The sequence below is a fragment of the Kosakonia pseudosacchari genome (assembly GCF_900184035.1).
In the GTDB taxonomy this organism is placed as follows: Bacteria; Pseudomonadota; Gammaproteobacteria; order Enterobacterales; family Enterobacteriaceae; genus Kosakonia; species Kosakonia pseudosacchari.
The window spans coordinates 14,701-30,772 of record NZ_FXWP01000006.1 but is presented as its reverse complement, the minus strand read 5'-3'; the positions used below and the strand labels follow the sequence as shown (position 1 = coordinate 30,772).

The following is a 16,072-nucleotide window of genomic DNA, read 5'->3' as shown; positions in this document are numbered from 1 at the left end:
CATTACGCCGCCGGTAGAGCATCAGAGTTTTCCGCTGTAGTGCCAGCGAAGGTAGCGCAGCAAGCGTAACTGGCGTTTCAGCCGCGTCGGCTGTGACAATAAGCGATACAGCCACTCCAGCCCTAATTTTTGCCAGAATTTCGGCGCGCGCTTCACATGCCCGGTAAAGACATCGTAAGTGCCGCCCACGCCCATATACAGCGCATCCGGCCAGACAGCACGGCAGTCGCGCATGAAAATTTCTTGCTTCGGCGAGCCCATTGCCACGGTGACGATTTTCGCCCCGCTATCGCGGATCCGCTCAAACAGTGCCTGTCGCTGTTCCGGGCTGAAATAACCATCCTGGCTCCCGACGACATTAACCTGCCACTGCGCACGCAGTTTCTGCTCTGTTTGCGTCAACACATCAGGCTTTCCACCGACCAGAAACACCGGCGTGCCCGTTTTTCCTGCCCGCGCCATCAGTTGTTCCCAGAGATCGGCCCCCGCCACGCGAGAAACCTGCGCCTGCGGGAATTTCTTGCGCAACGATCGAACGACACTGATGCCATCGGCGTACTTATATTCCGCCGCCTCAATCAACGCCCGAACGTGCGCGTCATCTTCCAGCGTCAGCATTTTCTCGGCATTGATCGCCACCAGCGTACCCTGCTTGATTTGCCCGTCCGCACAGAGAAAATCCAGCGCGTGTTGCATATCGCGCCAGCCAACCAGTTTCAGACCGCGCAGGTCATACAGCGGCGCTGCCGTCTTTTCCGTCATGTTAAATCCTTTTCACACCTGGGAGAGGGGTTTCACTACGCGCGTATCGCGATTATGTATAAGCCCTGCACTGTCAAACAGCCAGTACAGTAGTTTCGCCATCAGCAAGCAGAAGCCGAAAATGGCAAGGAAGAACACGACACGCGAGGCAAACGCATCCAGCCCTTCACGCGCCAGCACAATCATGTTGAAAATCGCACCAAAGCAGAAGCTATGAAGGATCGCGGCTTTATAGCGGTTGGTTTCCCGGTTTCCTAAAGTATATAACCAGTCGAACCATTTAATGATCAGGCCCACGACCACCGCACCCAGCGGGATGAACCACGCGCCGCCCATCACCACTAACGAACCAATCAGCGTGGGCGAAATTGCCAGCCCGGAGTGATTGTTGAGCACTTCCCAGGTGAAGTAGTTCGCCGTGTTGAGCACAATGCCAGGCCGCGAAGGCCATAACCAGGAAGGGATAAACACGTAGAAGTCGCGCACAATCGGCGCCAGCCCCTGAAAATCAATCTTGTCGTAGTTTTGCAACAGCAGCGACAAGTTTTCCCACGGCGAGAAGGTATCGCGCGTCAGGTATAAAAAGGTATAAAACGCCTCGTCACCGCTGACATTTAAGCCATAGCGTTTCAGCGCCAGCCAGAACATACCGACAATCCCCAGCACACCCGCAGCGGCCAGCATCCAGAGCGAAATCCAGCCGCGAATAATACCGATAAACAGGAAAATCGCGAACGCAATGATGATATTGGCGCGCGTACCGCCAACAATCATATAGGTCAGCAGGCCAAATGCTACGGTGCTGACCAGAAAGAACAGCCACGCCTGCGCACTCTGACGCAGGAAGTAGACCACCAGCATCGCCGGAATAAAGAAGTAGAAGAAACGCTTTAACGCGACGCCGGACACTTCGCTGGAGAAGATCTGGCTATAAGAGTGCAAGCGGAATAGCAAAAAGCCGTTGTGCATGAAGAAGATCCCCACGCTCACCAGCGCGATGATCATCAGCATCACCCATGTCAGATGCGCTTCCACCCGGTTAATGGTGAACAGAGGGCGACGTGTCGCCTGTTCAGCTTTCGCCCGCAGCCGCGTTTTGTACGTGACGTAATAGATGCCATAGAAACACGCCGCTGCCAGCAATGACTGCATCATAATTCCCGGCGGTGCCACGGCGACGTTAAAACGGAACACCAGCACGCAGGTCAGCGGAAAACCGAAGAAAAAAGTCAGCAGAAACAGCAGCGAAAAGAAAACGTTAAAGTTAAAACGCACACGGCGGAATTCAAACCAGGTCAGCGTGGCGATAAACAGCGCCGCCAGCAGCCAGATGATAAACAGTCCGCAAAATTCCAGTGGGCTCATCCGACGATCCCCGCAGCCATACGCAGCGTTTTATGCCAAAGCGTAATGTAATTCGGGCTAAAGAACGTAATGGCATTCTTATCCACTGCCACCAGTTGCCGCCGTGCTTCGCGGATCACCGCCTCATTTAGCGCGTCGCTGGTAAACAACACCGGAATATCTTCTGCCACCATATCGCGCCAGAAAGGATTCTCCCGGTTCAGTACGCAGGGAACGCCGGCCTGAATCAGTAAGCAAAGCGTGCCAATCCCCTGCTGACGAGCGAAAATAAAGTAGCCTAAATCGCATTGCGCCAGCAGTGCCAGATAAGCGTCAAAGTCCATTTTTTCGCTCAGAATACGCACGTTATCTGCGCTAAATAGCGCCAGACCGGCGTTGCGTACCGCGGTGATATAGCTGTCGTTATTCGCCGGGTAACCCATCGGTACAATGATATTAACCGTGTCGCCAAACTGGCGGTGAATCGCTCGCAATGCAGCAATATGCTCGTTGCTCGGGTCGCCGGAGTTACCCACCAGAATCGTCAGTTTGCCTTCCCGTTGCAACTCGTGCGCCATGGTATTCAGCGCCGGATCCATCCGTGTAGGGAAATAGAGCAGCTCGCCGCGCACGGCCGGGTTACGTTGCCCAAACCAGGCCAGATCGCCACGGGTAGCAAAAACGCAGCCTACCCGGCGTTGCGCTAACCGACGCAGCGGATAAAAAAGACGGAATTTGAGGCTACGTGACACTTCATACAGATCGGCGCCCCAGGCATGCCAGTAGAACTGTTCGCGCTTGATAGCGCCGCGCAATAACGCCAGCCACAGGCCGGAGTTGAACTGACCGTGAAAGAAGAAGCGTTGCTGACGATCGGCTTTTGCGCGCGCGACAACGGCTTTTGCCAGCGCTTTTTTATCGGCATAGAAGTGCAGCGTTAATTCCGGATACGCCGCGCTTTGCCCTTCGTCGCAGCCAACTACCATAAATTCACGGGCATACGCGCCCGAGGCCGCAAGGTTTTCATTAAAAAACCGCAGAACAGTCTGGTTATGGTGTGGGATATCCGATCCCAATACGTGAATCAGTGCAGTCATGCCTTCTTACGCCAAATCAAAAAAGCGCCGCAGCACGCGGCAAAATAAACAATGTAGGTCGCCATATAGGCCTGCGCCGCGCCGATAGCGCCATGCGCCGGGATAAGCACGCGCGAAAACAGGGTTAACAGCGCGAACTGGCTCACTTCCGCCAGTATATAAAAGCGCAGCGACGCTTTGGCGATAACCAAATAGCCAAATACGTAAGCACCCACTTTCAATACATCCCCGACCAGTTGCCAGGCGAACAGATCGCGCATCGCAGTGAACTTGTCGGAAAACAGCAGCCAAATTGCCACATCGCGCAGCAGCCAGACGCAAAGGCTCACTGCCGCTACCGCCGGTAACACAAAACGCAGCGATTTAACGATTTCGCGCGAAATCTCTGCTTTTGACGCCAATCTGGACAATGTCGGTAACAGATAAACGCTGAACGAGGCGGTAATAAATTGCAGATAAGCATCGGAGATACTGCTGACCCCTTGCCAGATCCCCACGTCATCCCAGCTGTAGTGCGCCGCCAGCTGATTTCGCATCATCACATAGGCCAGCGGCAGGGTTGCCGAGGTGATCAGCGCCATTAACGTAAATTTGCTTAACTGCCCCGCTAATCCGTTGTCCCATCTCGGCGCAAAGTACGCCAGCGGAACACTGCCACGTCGCATCAGCATGAACATTGCCGGAACCACCACCAGCGCGGGCACCAGCGCCATCCCCAGCAACGCCCCCTGATAGCCACCCAATTTGAAACAGAGAAACCAGGCCAGCACGCCAATCACGCTACCGATAATCAACGACAGTGCGTTACTCGCAGCATCGCGAAAACCTTTCATCACCGCCAGCAGCAGGTTGGCCCATGCAATGCCCATCTGTACCAGCGCCACTAAGCGCACCAGCCCCTGATAATGGGTGTGGCCAAATAACCCATGGCTAATCGGTGCCGCCGCCAGCAGGAAAATCAGCGCCAGCAGCGTCGAAAAGCCCAGCACCATAGCAGACGACGTGCCGACAGCAATACGCAAGTGAGCAGGATCATCATGATATTGCGCGACAAATTTCGTTACGCCATTAAAAATCCCGGCACCTGCCAGCACACCCAACACAGTGATAAGCTGGCGGAAATTCCCCGCCTGCCCGACACCTGACGGCCCAAACGCCACCGCAAGCAATTTGACCACCAGCAAGCCCGCGCCAATCTTGACCAGCGTGCTGGCGGCCGTCCATATCGATGCTTTTGCCAGCGACATGTCAGTTGAAGTAGCTCAGAAGCGTACTGATAACGGTGCGCTGATTAACCGGTGCCAGGTTATAGAACAGCGGCAGACGAAGCAAACGCTCACTTTCTTGTGTGGTGTAACGATCTTCGCCGTGAAATTCGCCGAATTTTTCACCAGCTGGTGAGGCATGCAGCGGGATATAATGGAACACCGCGAGGATTTCCGCTTCTTTCAGGAAGGCAATCAACGCACTACGGTCGGCTTCATCACGCAGCTTGATATAAAACATATGCGCATTGTGGCTACATTCCGCAGGGATCGAGGGCAGCTCAATGCGACCCGCGCGCGCCAGCGGCTTTAAAGCGTCGTAATAGGTTTGCCACAGCGCCAGGCGCTGCTGGTTAATACGTTCTGCCGCTTCCAGTTGCGCCCATAAATAGGCCGCCTGGAGATCTGCCATCAGATAGCTGGAACCGATATCCCGCCAGGTGTATTTATCCACCTGCCCACGGAAAAACTGGCTGCGGTTGGTGCCTTTCTCACGAATGATCTCTGCCCGTTCCACCAGCGCGCGATCGTTAATCAGCGTCGCACCGCCTTCGCCGCCCGCGGTGTAGTTTTTGGTTTCATGGAAACTAAAGCAACCAATATGGCCGATCGTGCCCAGCGCCCGCCCTTTATAGGTAGACATCACGCCCTGTGCCGCATCTTCCACCACATACAAATTATGGTGTTTGGCAATCGCCATAATGGTGTCCATTTCGCAGGCGACTCCCGCGTAATGCACCGGCACAATGGCGCGGGTATTTTCGGTGATGGCGGCTTCGATCAGCGTTTCATCAATGTTCATAGTATCCGGGCGGATATCGACAAAGACGATTTTCGCACCGCGCAGTACAAACGCGTTGGCGGTCGACACGAAGGTGTAGCTCGGCATGATCACTTCATCGCCAGGCTGGATATCCAGTAACAGTGCAGCCATCTCCAGCGACGCCGTGCAGGAGGGTGTCAGTAAGACTTTCGCGCTGCGAAAACGTTGCTCCATCCACTGCTGACAGCGGCGGGTAAAACCGCCATCGCCGCATAACTTACCGCTGCCCATCGCCGACTGCATGTAGTCGAGTTCCGTTCCCACCACCGGTGGGGCGTTAAAGGGGATCATAGAGTCACCTGTATAGCCACAAAGCGGTGCTTTCAATATTCGCCCCGCTTTGAATATAGCGTTTAAGTGCGGCAGTGTTCCCTAGCTGAGTCGCTACCCGCACACGTTTTAGCCCGCGCTGACGCGCCCAGTGGCACGCCGCCTGCATTAATTTTTCGCCCATACCGCGCCCGGCCAACAGGCCAATGCGCGCTTCCTGTTCGTTGAGCTGGCGCAGCGAAACAAAGCCAGCGATAGCGCCATCTGCGTTACGAAAGACCAGGCATTGATGGTCAAATTCACCTTTTACGGCGTTTTCGATCCATTGCGCATAAAAACGCCCGCTCGCCTCTGCTGGATACCAGGGGGCGCGGAATCGGCTCTGCACAAAAATTTCAGCTGCCAGCTGGCGTAGCACAGGGATATCCGCAAGCGTCGCCACATCAGCCGACGGATCGACACCCTGTTCCTCTACCGCCAGCGAAAGGTCGATCTCGCCTTCAACCAGTTGAAAACCGAGCTGCTGCAATGCATCTAACTGGTGGGGCTGCGATGCCGGTAGTTTCACCTGCACACGCGCCCAATTAGCAAAATCTGCGCTGGTCAACGCAGGCGCCGAGGGTTGCAGGCGAACAATCGCGCTACGCAAGCTAAAAAAGCGGCTTTCCCATGCCAGTTCTTCTACCGTGCCGTGAATGGTCATGCTGTTCCCTTTATGCTCGCTCGCTTAGCGCCAGACACCTTTGGTATCGACAACGAATTGCTGGTCAATGCTGGCGCTCTCCACCGCTTTAAACTCGTTGTGATCAACCAGCATTACCAGCACATCGGCCTGCGCCAGCGCATCATGGGTATTTACCAGCGTGGCGTGTCCGGCGAATTTAGCCGGCAGTTGATGAATATTTGGTTCCACTACCAGTGTTTCACCGCTGTGCCACTGGGCGATGTCGAGAGCAATTTCCATTGCCGGGCTTTCACGTAAATCATCAATATTGGGTTTAAAGGCCAGCCCGAAACAGGCGATTTTGATTTCACTGGCACGTTTGCCGCTGGCCGTCAGACAATCGGCAACCATCGCTTTGACCTGATTCAACACCCAGTGCGGCTTAAAGTCGTTAACTTCACGCGCGGTGCGGATAAGCCGCGACTGCTGCGGGTTCTGCGCGACAATAAACCATGGATCAACGGCGATACAGTGCCCGCCAACGCCAGGACCAGGCTGCAGAATATTGACGCGCGGATGGCGGTTCGCCAGACGAATCAACTCCCAAACGTTGATCCCCTGATCGGCGCAAATCAGCGACAATTCGTTGGCAAATGCAATGTTCACATCGCGGAAACTGTTTTCGGTAAGTTTGCACATTTCAGCGGTACGCGAGTTGGTAACCACGCATTCGCCTTCGAGGAAAATTTTGTACAGCTCACTGGCCCGCGCCGAACAAACCGGCGTCATCCCGCCAATCACGCGGTCATTTTTAATCAGCTCAACCATGACTTGCCCCGGCAGCACGCGCTCCGGACAGTAGGCGATATTGATATCGGCGTTTTCACCCGCCTGCTGCGGGAAAGTGAGATCCGGGCGCGCGTCGGCAAGCCACTGCGCCATCTGTTCTGTTGCCCCTACCGGCGAGGTCGACTCAAGGATCACTAACGCGCCTTTGCCAAGCACTGGCGCGATGGATTTCGCTGCCGCCTCAACATAGGCCATATCCGGCTCGTGCTCGCCTTTAAATGGCGTTGGCACGGCGATCAAGTAAGCATCTGCGACGACAGGCGTGGTGCTCGCGCGAAGATAGCCGCCGTTTACCGCCGCTTTCACTACACTTCCCAGTTCCGGCTCGACAATATGGATTTCGCCACGGTTAATGGTTTCCACCGCATGGGCGTTGATATCAACGCCAACAACCTGCTTCTGCCGTGACGCAAACGCCGCTGCGGTAGGCAGACCAATATAGCCCAGGCCAATAACGGAAATGGTTTTAAAGCTCATAGTGTTACCCGATTATTTTTAAGTGCGTGCAAAATGCGGCCGCAGGCCAGCCCGTCACCATAAGGGTTGTGCGCGCGGCTCATCGCCTGCCAGGCATCGTTGTCATGAAGCAGGTGCGAGACCTCTTCCACGATGCGCTGGCGATCCGTGCCAACCAGTTTAACCGTGCCCGCATCAACGGCTTCCGGGCGTTCGGTGGTATCACGCATTACCAGCACCGGCTTGCCGAGCGAAGGGGCTTCTTCCTGTATGCCGCCCGAATCCGTCAGGATCAGCCAGGCATGATTCATCAACCACAAAAACGGCAGGTAATCCTGAGGTTCTATCAGGGTAATGTTCTCAACGTGACCAAGAATTCGGTTTACGGGCTCGCTGACATTGGGGTTCAGATGGACCGGATAGACAATTTGCACATCATCATGTTGCGCGGCGATATCCGCTAACGCATGGCAAATCTGTTCAAAACCACGACCAAAACTCTCGCGGCGATGGCCGGTAACAAGGATCAGTTTTTTATCTCTGCTGAGGAACGGATAACGCGCCGCCAGTTCCTCGTAACGCGAAGGGTTATTCATCACGCTGTCGCGAACCCAGAAAAGCGCATCAATGACGGTATTGCCAGTGACAAAAATGCGGTTATCCGCAACATTCTCACGGCGTAAATTGAGGCGGGAGTTTTCCGTCGGCGCAAAGTGATACATCGCCAGGTGGCCGGTCAACGTGCGGTTTGCCTCTTCAGGCCATGGCGAAGAGAGATCGCCAGTACGCAGACCCGCTTCAACATGCCCGACAGGAATACGCTGATAAAATGCGGCAAGGCTCGCCGCAATCGTCGTTGTCGTGTCGCCATGCACCAGCACCACATCCGGGCGGAAGGATTCCAGGATGGGTTTTAACCCTTCAAGGATGCCGCAGGTTATCTCCGTAAGCCCTTGTCCTGGCTTCATAATGTTTAAATCGTAATCCGGAACAATAGAGAAGAGCGTTAACACCTGATCAAGCATCTCCCGATGCTGCGCAGTGACGCAAACTCTTGCTTCAAAGTCTGGATCCTTTGCCAGCGCATGTACCAGCGGAGCCATTTTGATAGCTTCTGGCCTCGTGCCAAATACGGTAAGTACTTTCACAACGATTCTCTTCGATTAGAAGATGAAGGCACGGAGCCTTCATCTCAGACGGCGTTTAATTCGAACGGCGGCGTGTTAATGCAATTCCGGAGCCGAGTAACGCGCCAACAATTCCCCACATAATCATCAGGAAAGCACGACGCGGGCTGTCGCGTTTTACCGGTTCTTCCGGCGTACGCAAATAACGATATGTCTGAAAACGGGGATCAAGTGTCGGACCGACGTTAAGCGTATTCAGCATGGCCCGATTTTGATCATAGTCCAGATCAAATTGTGGCCCCACTGCCTGCAGGTTTTCCAGCCGCGCTTGCAGCATAGGGCGGCCCAGCATAAACAGTTCTGAATCCGGCAGCTCGTCCGGTGGAACCTCGGTTTCGTTATGAGAGATATTGTGCTGCTCAGCGACTTTGAGCGCTTGCTCAACACTGTGTTGACGACGGTTAAAAATCGCCTTAGCGACTTCTTCCTGGCGTTTAACCTGTGCTTTCATCTGGATGGTACGTGCGGCCCAGGCGCCTTTCAGTTCATCGTTAAGATGACTGGCGGCACGCTGGCTGGCAAAGGCGACATACTGACGCAGCAGGTTGTTAGCATCTGGCGCGGTTTCAGCAATCAACTTAACGTTATCATTAAGGTTGCGGACAACATCTCCAGGTGTGTACTGGATGTTATTGATGAGCTCATCAAGCATCGCCGCATCCGCTTTGCTGTTACCGACCAGGCGCTGTTTGTAGTAATCCGTTTGCGACCAGAAATCGCGGCGCGTATCCCAGGAGGCGAGTTGCATAATGAACTCTTTATATGCCTCATCCATGACCGATACCTGATCGGTTGGCGTCTGGTTAGCTTTGTCGTCCAGGTTACGCAGGAACTGCTGCTGGGAATAATAACCTCCCAGCATATTAACCGTGGGGCGGTCGGTAACGGCGGTCGCACTCCACTCCTGGGTAGCAAAGAAGGTCCAGACTAAGGCGAGCAAAGCAAACAACAATGCTATTCCCGCGATCCATAATTTTCCTACCCATAAAGTACGGAATAAGCCCCGGATATCCAGTTCATTTTCCGTCCCCATCGAAGGTGCTCCTGACGCTGGTTGAATCATCGCTTTCCCGATTTCACTTGGTGAGTGTTGATTTTTGACCTTTGTTACGGCGCATTCTGCGTTTCACACGTTTGATAAAACGCGCCACTTTCCATGCTCGTTTGATACAGTAGCCATACAAAAAGAAAGATAGCAAGAATAATGCCAACATTGTCCACTCAGGTGGAAAACGAAGGAATTCTGCAGTAACACCAATGCTGGCGAGCAAGGCTGCGGCAAGCGTAATCAGTACAAAAGCCTGACGGGAAGTAAAACCTGCGCGCATGATCAAATGATGAATATGCTGACGATCTGGCGAAAAAGGGCTCATCCCCTTACGTAGACGACGATACATGATTGCCACCATATCCATCAGAGGAATGGCAATAATCCACAATGCTGTTACCGGGCTAATCGGATGCGTCTTACCCTGCGTGGTCTCCAGCAGGATCCAAATAACGGTAAAACCAATGAGGGTACTACCCGCATCACCCATAAAGACTTTATAGCGACGTCCCAGAACACCGAGATTAAGCAAGATATAAGGGAGGATGGCCGCAATCATCGCAAAGCACCAGATTGCAAGGCTGAATTGCCCATCAAACCACAAGATAAAGCCCATGGCAGCAAAAGAGACGCATGAAAGACCTCCCAGCAGACCATCAATGCCATCAACCATATTGAACGCATTAATTGCCGCCCATACGGCAAACAGCGTCAGCAGATAGCCAAACGGACCGAGCACCATCTCCCATGAACCAAAGATATAACCGAGGCTGCTAAGGTAGAGCTTACCGACAACCATCATAATCACGGCGACCAGCGCCTGAATTACGGCGCGAAATTTCACGCTGATATCGAAACGATCGTCCAACGCACCGATCAGCACTAATATCCCCGCGCAGAAAAGATAGAGTAAGGCATGCGGAATATAATTGTCGGTGATACCAAAACTGAAACAGATGCCCGCATAAACTGAAATGCCACCAACCAGAGGAATCAAGCCCTGATGCCGTTTGCGAAAGTTGGGTTTGTCCACCAAGCCGATTCGTTTTGCTGCTTTTCGCGCAAAAAACAAGAAAACGGTGGTGAACAAAAAAATACTGAATAATTCAGTAAAAGCAGTGAGTAAATTCACAATGCATGCTCTCAGCTAATGTTTATCCCGACAGTATAACGACGTTGTCACACCCCATAAAAGGAGAATGCAGGTCATTCGCAGGCGTTATTGTTTACTTTTCAAACAAATAAATCGTTCAAAAGATGAATAGTCTATTTGTTGTCGCCAGCGTTGGACAATGCCTGTCCCAGTGCATATAGCGTATAGCCCGCAAATAAAAAACGCCACGTAAAAACGTGGCGCTTCCGAGGTTTATTTATATTAGGAGCGCTTCATCATGTCGAAGAACTCATCATTCGTCTTCGTCATTGCCAGCTTGTTAATGAGGAACTCCATGGCGTCAATCTCACCCATTGGGTGAATGATTTTGCGCAGGATCCACATTTTCTGCAGCTCTTCCTGAGTGGTGAGCAACTCTTCTTTACGCGTACCGGAACGGTTGTAATCAATCGCCGGGAAGACACGTTTTTCAGCGATTTTACGCGAGAGGTGCAGTTCCATGTTACCGGTGCCTTTAAACTCTTCGTAAATCACTTCGTCCATTTTCGAACCGGTATCAATCAGCGCGGTCGCGATAATGGTCAGGCTACCGCCCTCTTCCACGTTACGCGCGGCACCGAAGAAGCGTTTCGGGCGATGCAGGGCGTTCGCGTCGACACCACCGGTCAGCACTTTGCCGGACGCCGGAACAACGGTGTTGTAAGCGCGAGCCAGACGGGTGATGGAGTCCAGCAGAATGATAACGTCTTTCTTGTGCTCGACCAGGCGCTTGGCCTTCTCGATAACCATTTCTGCAACCTGCACGTGGCGGGAAGCCGGTTCGTCAAAGGTGGAAGCAACCACTTCGCCTTTAACCAGACGTTGCATCTCGGTCACTTCTTCCGGACGTTCGTCAATCAACAGCACCATCAGTACACAATCTGGATGGTTGTAAGCAATGCTCTGCGCGATGTTCTGCAGCAGCATAGTTTTACCGGCTTTTGGCGGTGCAACAATCAGACCACGCTGACCACGACCGATCGGCGACGCCAGATCCAGTACGCGTGCGGTTAAGTCTTCCGTCGAGCCATTACCACGTTCCATACGCAGGCGAGAGTTCGCGTGCAGCGGCGTTAAGTTTTCAAACAGAATCTTATTACGCGCGTTTTCCGGCTTATCGAAGTTCACCTCGTTAACTTTGAGCAATGCAAAGTAACGTTCACCTTCTTTAGGCGGGCGAATCTTACCTGAAATGGTGTCACCAGTGCGGAGGTTGAAACGGCGAATTTGGCTGGGGGATACGTAGATGTCGTCAGGGCCGGCGAGGTAGGAGCTGTCTGCGGAGCGGAGGAAACCAAATCCATCCTGCAGAATCTCCAGCACGCCATCGCCAAAGATATCTTCGCCACTCTTCGCGTGCTGCTTCAGGATGGCGAAAATGATGTCCTGTTTGCGCATACGGGCCAGGTTTTCCAGCCCCATATTTTCGCCGAGAGTGATCAGCTCAGAAACCGGCGTATTCTTTAATTCGGTAAGATTCATAATGGTGTGGGTTCTTAAACTCGGGGTAGATCTCGAACTTAATGTTGTGAATGGTATGGCAGGGTCATCCATGCCTGTTAACGGCCATCAACTTATGTCTGATCGGTGCCTGGTCACAGGAAAGTACGCAGAACTGAAACGATAAGACGGAATAAGTGATAAGCCCGGAATCTGTCGACTTCTCTCGCGATGGTGTTGCTCTGCGGGAAGTATCGGGGTAATGCAAGATTCAAACAACTAAAGGTATGTTCAAAACGAAGTCAAAACTAAATTAGCACGGCTGAAGCCGGGCGTCCAGCGCTCCAAAAAAATTAGGACTGCTGGCACGCCGGCGGAGTCTGGGTTACGCCAGGTTGGCGTCCAGGAACTCTTTCAGTTGGCCTTTAGACAAGGCACCAACTTTGGTTGCTGCAACTTCACCGTCTTTAAACAGCAGCAGGGTCGGGATACCACGGATGCCGTATTTCGGCGCGGTACCTGGATTGTTGTCGATGTTCAGTTTCGCAATGGTTAGCTTGCCTTCGTACTCATCAGCGACCTCATCCAGAATCGGGGCGATCATTTTACACGGTCCACACCACTCTGCCCAGAAATCAACGAGCACAAGCCCGTCCGCTTTGAGTACATCCGTGTCAAAACTATCGTCAGTCAGGTGAATAATTTTATCGCTCATATATAACTCCACAGGAATAAGCCTGGCATGTTGGTGTAGCATAAAACAGCAACGTATTGATGCCACAATAACCAACTAAAGGTTGACTTTATTTCACCGGATACGCTTTCGTAAAGCAATAGTAAGCTGATATTCTACCACACTATGAGCAAAACACATTTAACAGAACAGAAGTTTTCCGACTTCGCCCTGCACCCAAAAGTGATCGAAGCCCTTGAAAAAAAAGGGTTTCATAATTGCACGCCCATTCAGGCTCTGGCTCTTCCGCTGACGCTGGCGGGCCGTGATGTTGCAGGTCAGGCGCAAACCGGTACCGGCAAAACGATGGCGTTTTTAACGTCAACGTTTCATTACCTTCTCTCTCACCCGGCAATCGAAGACCGTAAAGTGAACCAACCGCGCGCGATTATTATGGCGCCGACACGTGAACTCGCGGTACAAATTCACGCCGATGCAGAACCGCTGGCGCAAGCGACTGGCCTGAAACTGGGTCTGGCTTACGGCGGTGATGGCTATGACAAACAGCTGAAAGTGCTGGAAAGCGGCGTCGATATTTTAATCGGCACCACGGGTCGATTAATTGATTATACCAAGCAGAACCATATTAACCTGGGCGCGATCCAGGTCGTGGTGCTGGACGAAGCAGATCGTATGTACGATCTGGGCTTTATCAAAGATATCCGCTGGCTGTTCCGCCGTATGCCACCCGTGACGTCACGTTTGAACATGCTCTTCTCCGCCACATTGTCTTACCGGGTGCGTGAGCTGGCGTTTGAGCAGATGAATAACGCTGAGTACGTGGAAGTGGAGCCGGAACAAAAAACGGGCCACCGTATTAAAGAAGAGCTTTTCTACCCGTCCAACGACGAGAAAATGCGCCTGCTGCAGACACTGATCGAAGAAGAGTGGCCGGATCGCGCCATTATCTTCGCCAATACCAAACACCGCTGTGAAGATATCTGGGGCAGCCTGGCCGCAGATGGTCATCGTGTTGGTTTGCTGACCGGTGATGTCGCGCAGAAAAAACGCCTGCGTATTCTTGATGAGTTCACGCGTGGCGATCTCGACATTCTGGTGGCGACTGACGTTGCCGCACGTGGTCTGCATATTCCTGCGGTCACGCACGTTTTTAACTACGATCTGCCGGACGATTGTGAAGATTACGTTCACCGTATCGGTCGTACCGGTCGCGCTGGCGCCAGCGGTCACTCAATCAGCCTCGCTTGTGAAGAATATGCCCTGAACCTGCCGGCGATTGAGACCTATATCGGGCATTCTATCCCGGTCAGCAAATACGATCCGGATGCCCTGCTCACCGAGCTGCCGCCGCCAAAACGCCTGACGCGTTCACGCTCTGGCAACGGCCCGCGCCGCAGCGGTGGCACCCCACGTAATCGTCGTCGTTCAGGTTAAAAATATGCTCGGTTCCGCCTCGCTCTATGCCGCTATTGATCTTGGATCCAACAGTTTTCATATGCTGGTTGTGCGCGAGGTGGCGGGAAGCATTCAGACGCTTTCTCGCATCAAACGCAAAGTTCGCCTGGCTGCAGGGTTAAGCCCCGACAATCGTCTTTCTCAGGAAGCGATGGAGCGAGGGTGGCAGTGCCTGCGGCTATTTTCCGAACGTCTGCAGGATATTCCCCAGGAGCAAATCCGCGTCGTAGCAACGGCCACGTTGCGCCTGGCGGTTAACGCGCAGGAATTTATCGACAAAGCGCAAGAAATCCTCGGCTGCCCGGTGCAAGTCATTAGCGGCGAGGAAGAAGCGCGGCTGATTTATCAGGGCGTTGCGCACACGACGGGGGGCGCGGATCAGCGTCTGGTGGTTGATATTGGCGGCGCCAGCACGGAGCTGGTTACCGGCACCGGGGCACAAACGACGTCCCTTTTCAGCCTGTCGATGGGCTGCGTCACCTGGCTTGAGCGTTTTTTTACCGATCGAAATCTCGGGCAGGAAAACTTCGCCGCCGCCGAACAGGCCGCGCGTGAGGTGCTGCGCCCGGTTGCCGATGAGCTTCGCCGCCATGGCTGGAAAGTGTGTGTCGGGGCATCGGGTACGGTTCAGGCGTTGCAAGAAATCATGATGGCGCAGGGCATGGATGAGCGCATTACCCTCGCTAAATTGCAGCAGCTAAAACAGCGCGCCATACAGTGCGGGCGACTCGAAGAGCTGGAAATAGAAGGCCTGACGCTGGAACGCGCTTTGGTGTTTCCGAGCGGTCTGGCAATCCTTATCGCTATCTTCACCGAAATGAATATTGAAAGCATGACGCTGGCCGGTGGCGCATTACGCGAAGGTCTGGTCTACGGCATGTTGCACCTGGCGGTAGATGAAGACATTCGTAGCCGCACCCTGCGCAATATTCAACGCCGTTTTATTATCGATACCGATCAATCCCGGCGCGTGACAACGCTGGCCAGGCGTTTTGCGCAAAGCGTCGCTAAAGAGTGGGAATTAGATGCCTATAGCATCGAAATTCTGAAAGTTGCCTGCGAACTGCATGAAATTGGTTTGAGTATTGAGTTTAAGCAAGCGCCGTTACATGCGGCATGGCTGGTACGTAATCTCGATCTACCCGGCTTTACCCCCGCACAAAAGAAACTGCTCGCGACACTGCTGCTTAATCAGACGAACGCGGTCGATCTCTCATCCTTGCATCAGCAAAACGCCGTACCGCCGCGCGTCGCCGAGCATCTTTGTCGTCTGCTTCGTCTTGCCATTATTTTCGCCAGCCGTCGTCGCGATGATCTGCTGCCGGAAATAGCGGTCACCGCGCAGGGCGAGAAGCTGGTGCTGACGCTGCCGCAAGGGTGGCTGGCAAGTCACCCGCTTGGCGCAGAACTGATTGATCAGGAAAGCCAGTGGCAAAGTTACGTGCACTGGTCACTGGAAATCCAGTAATCCCCATTCGGAATATTGCCCGCTCGCTGCGGGCTTTTTTATTGCTTGCTGAAAAACACAGTCCAGCAGCTCTGCCGGGTTGCAACCTTACCGAGCG

The 16,072-nt window shown here is 53.4% G+C and carries 14 protein-coding genes; 2 read left to right on the top strand and 12 right to left on the bottom strand.

The annotated features are described in order from the left end of the window. Nucleotides 1–21: 21 nt before the first annotated feature. The 12 genes from wecG to trxA all read right to left on the bottom strand — a co-directional run bounded on the left by wecG (nucleotide 22) and on the right by trxA (nucleotide 13,073). Nucleotides 22–762, bottom strand: a complete 741-nt coding sequence (gene wecG, locus BN2591_RS01380) for a lipopolysaccharide N-acetylmannosaminouronosyltransferase (RefSeq protein ID WP_086868450.1) — start codon at nucleotides 760–762, stop codon at nucleotides 22–24. 12 nt (nucleotides 763–774) lie between these two features. Continuing rightward, nucleotides 775–2,127: an ECA oligosaccharide polymerase gene (gene wzyE, locus BN2591_RS01375; RefSeq protein WP_086868448.1), complete on the bottom strand. Its 1,353-nt coding sequence runs from the start codon at nucleotides 2,125–2,127 to the stop codon at nucleotides 775–777. Further along, nucleotides 2,124–3,203 carry a TDP-N-acetylfucosamine:lipid II N-acetylfucosaminyltransferase gene (locus BN2591_RS01370; protein WP_086868447.1) on the bottom strand — a complete coding sequence of 360 codons (1,080 nt, stop codon included), beginning with the start codon at nucleotides 3,201–3,203 and terminating at the stop codon, nucleotides 2,124–2,126. Before BN2591_RS01370 ends, wzyE begins: the two co-directional genes overlap by 4 nt. Beyond that, nucleotides 3,200–4,450, bottom strand: a complete 1,251-nt coding sequence (gene wzxE / locus BN2591_RS01365) for a lipid III flippase WzxE (protein ID WP_086868445.1) — start codon at nucleotides 4,448–4,450, stop codon at nucleotides 3,200–3,202. Before wzxE ends, BN2591_RS01370 begins: the two co-directional genes overlap by 4 nt. A gap of 1 nt (nucleotide 4,451) precedes the next feature. Continuing rightward, the gene (gene rffA, locus BN2591_RS01360) at nucleotides 4,452–5,582 is read right to left on the bottom strand and encodes a dTDP-4-amino-4,6-dideoxygalactose transaminase (RefSeq protein WP_086868443.1); all 1,131 of its coding nucleotides are present in this window, start codon (nucleotides 5,580–5,582) and stop codon (nucleotides 4,452–4,454) included. A 4-nt stretch (nucleotides 5,583–5,586) separates the two neighbouring features. Next, entirely contained in the window at nucleotides 5,587–6,264 is a 678-nt protein-coding gene (rffC, locus tag BN2591_RS01355; protein ID WP_086868441.1) for a dTDP-4-amino-4,6-dideoxy-D-galactose acyltransferase, read from the bottom strand. Nucleotides 6,265–6,288: 24 nt separating this feature from the next. Next, nucleotides 6,289–7,551: a UDP-N-acetyl-D-mannosamine dehydrogenase gene (wecC, locus tag BN2591_RS01350; RefSeq protein ID WP_086868439.1), complete on the bottom strand. Its 1,263-nt coding sequence runs from the start codon at nucleotides 7,549–7,551 to the stop codon at nucleotides 6,289–6,291. Next, on the bottom strand, nucleotides 7,548–8,678 hold the full coding sequence (wecB, locus tag BN2591_RS01345; protein WP_086868437.1) for a non-hydrolyzing UDP-N-acetylglucosamine 2-epimerase: 1,131 nt from the start codon (nucleotides 8,676–8,678) through the stop codon (nucleotides 7,548–7,550). Before wecB ends, wecC begins: the two co-directional genes overlap by 4 nt. Before the next feature lie 55 nt (nucleotides 8,679–8,733). Further along, nucleotides 8,734–9,780: an ECA polysaccharide chain length modulation protein gene (gene wzzE / locus BN2591_RS01340; RefSeq protein ID WP_086868435.1), complete on the bottom strand. Its 1,047-nt coding sequence runs from the start codon at nucleotides 9,778–9,780 to the stop codon at nucleotides 8,734–8,736. Between the two features lie 13 nt (nucleotides 9,781–9,793). Beyond that, nucleotides 9,794–10,897 carry a UDP-N-acetylglucosamine--undecaprenyl-phosphate N-acetylglucosaminephosphotransferase gene (wecA, locus tag BN2591_RS01335; protein ID WP_086868433.1) on the bottom strand — a complete coding sequence of 368 codons (1,104 nt, stop codon included), beginning with the start codon at nucleotides 10,895–10,897 and terminating at the stop codon, nucleotides 9,794–9,796. A gap of 243 nt (nucleotides 10,898–11,140) precedes the next feature. Then, nucleotides 11,141–12,400: a transcription termination factor Rho gene (rho, locus tag BN2591_RS01330; RefSeq protein WP_004386383.1), complete on the bottom strand. Its 1,260-nt coding sequence runs from the start codon at nucleotides 12,398–12,400 to the stop codon at nucleotides 11,141–11,143. A gap of 343 nt (nucleotides 12,401–12,743) precedes the next feature. Continuing rightward, the gene (trxA, locus tag BN2591_RS01325) at nucleotides 12,744–13,073 is read right to left on the bottom strand and encodes a thioredoxin TrxA (protein ID WP_086868431.1); all 330 of its coding nucleotides are present in this window, start codon (nucleotides 13,071–13,073) and stop codon (nucleotides 12,744–12,746) included. A 144-nt stretch (nucleotides 13,074–13,217) separates the two neighbouring features. Between trxA and rhlB the strand changes: the two genes are divergently transcribed. Further along, complete coding sequence (gene rhlB, locus BN2591_RS01320; RefSeq protein WP_086868429.1) at nucleotides 13,218–14,486, top strand: ATP-dependent RNA helicase RhlB; 1,269 nt, start codon at nucleotides 13,218–13,220, stop codon at nucleotides 14,484–14,486. 4 nt (nucleotides 14,487–14,490) lie between these two features. After that, on the top strand, nucleotides 14,491–15,975 hold the full coding sequence (gene gppA, locus BN2591_RS01315) for a guanosine-5'-triphosphate,3'-diphosphate diphosphatase (protein ID WP_086868428.1): 1,485 nt from the start codon (nucleotides 14,491–14,493) through the stop codon (nucleotides 15,973–15,975). Nucleotides 15,976–16,072: the final 97 nt, after the last annotated feature.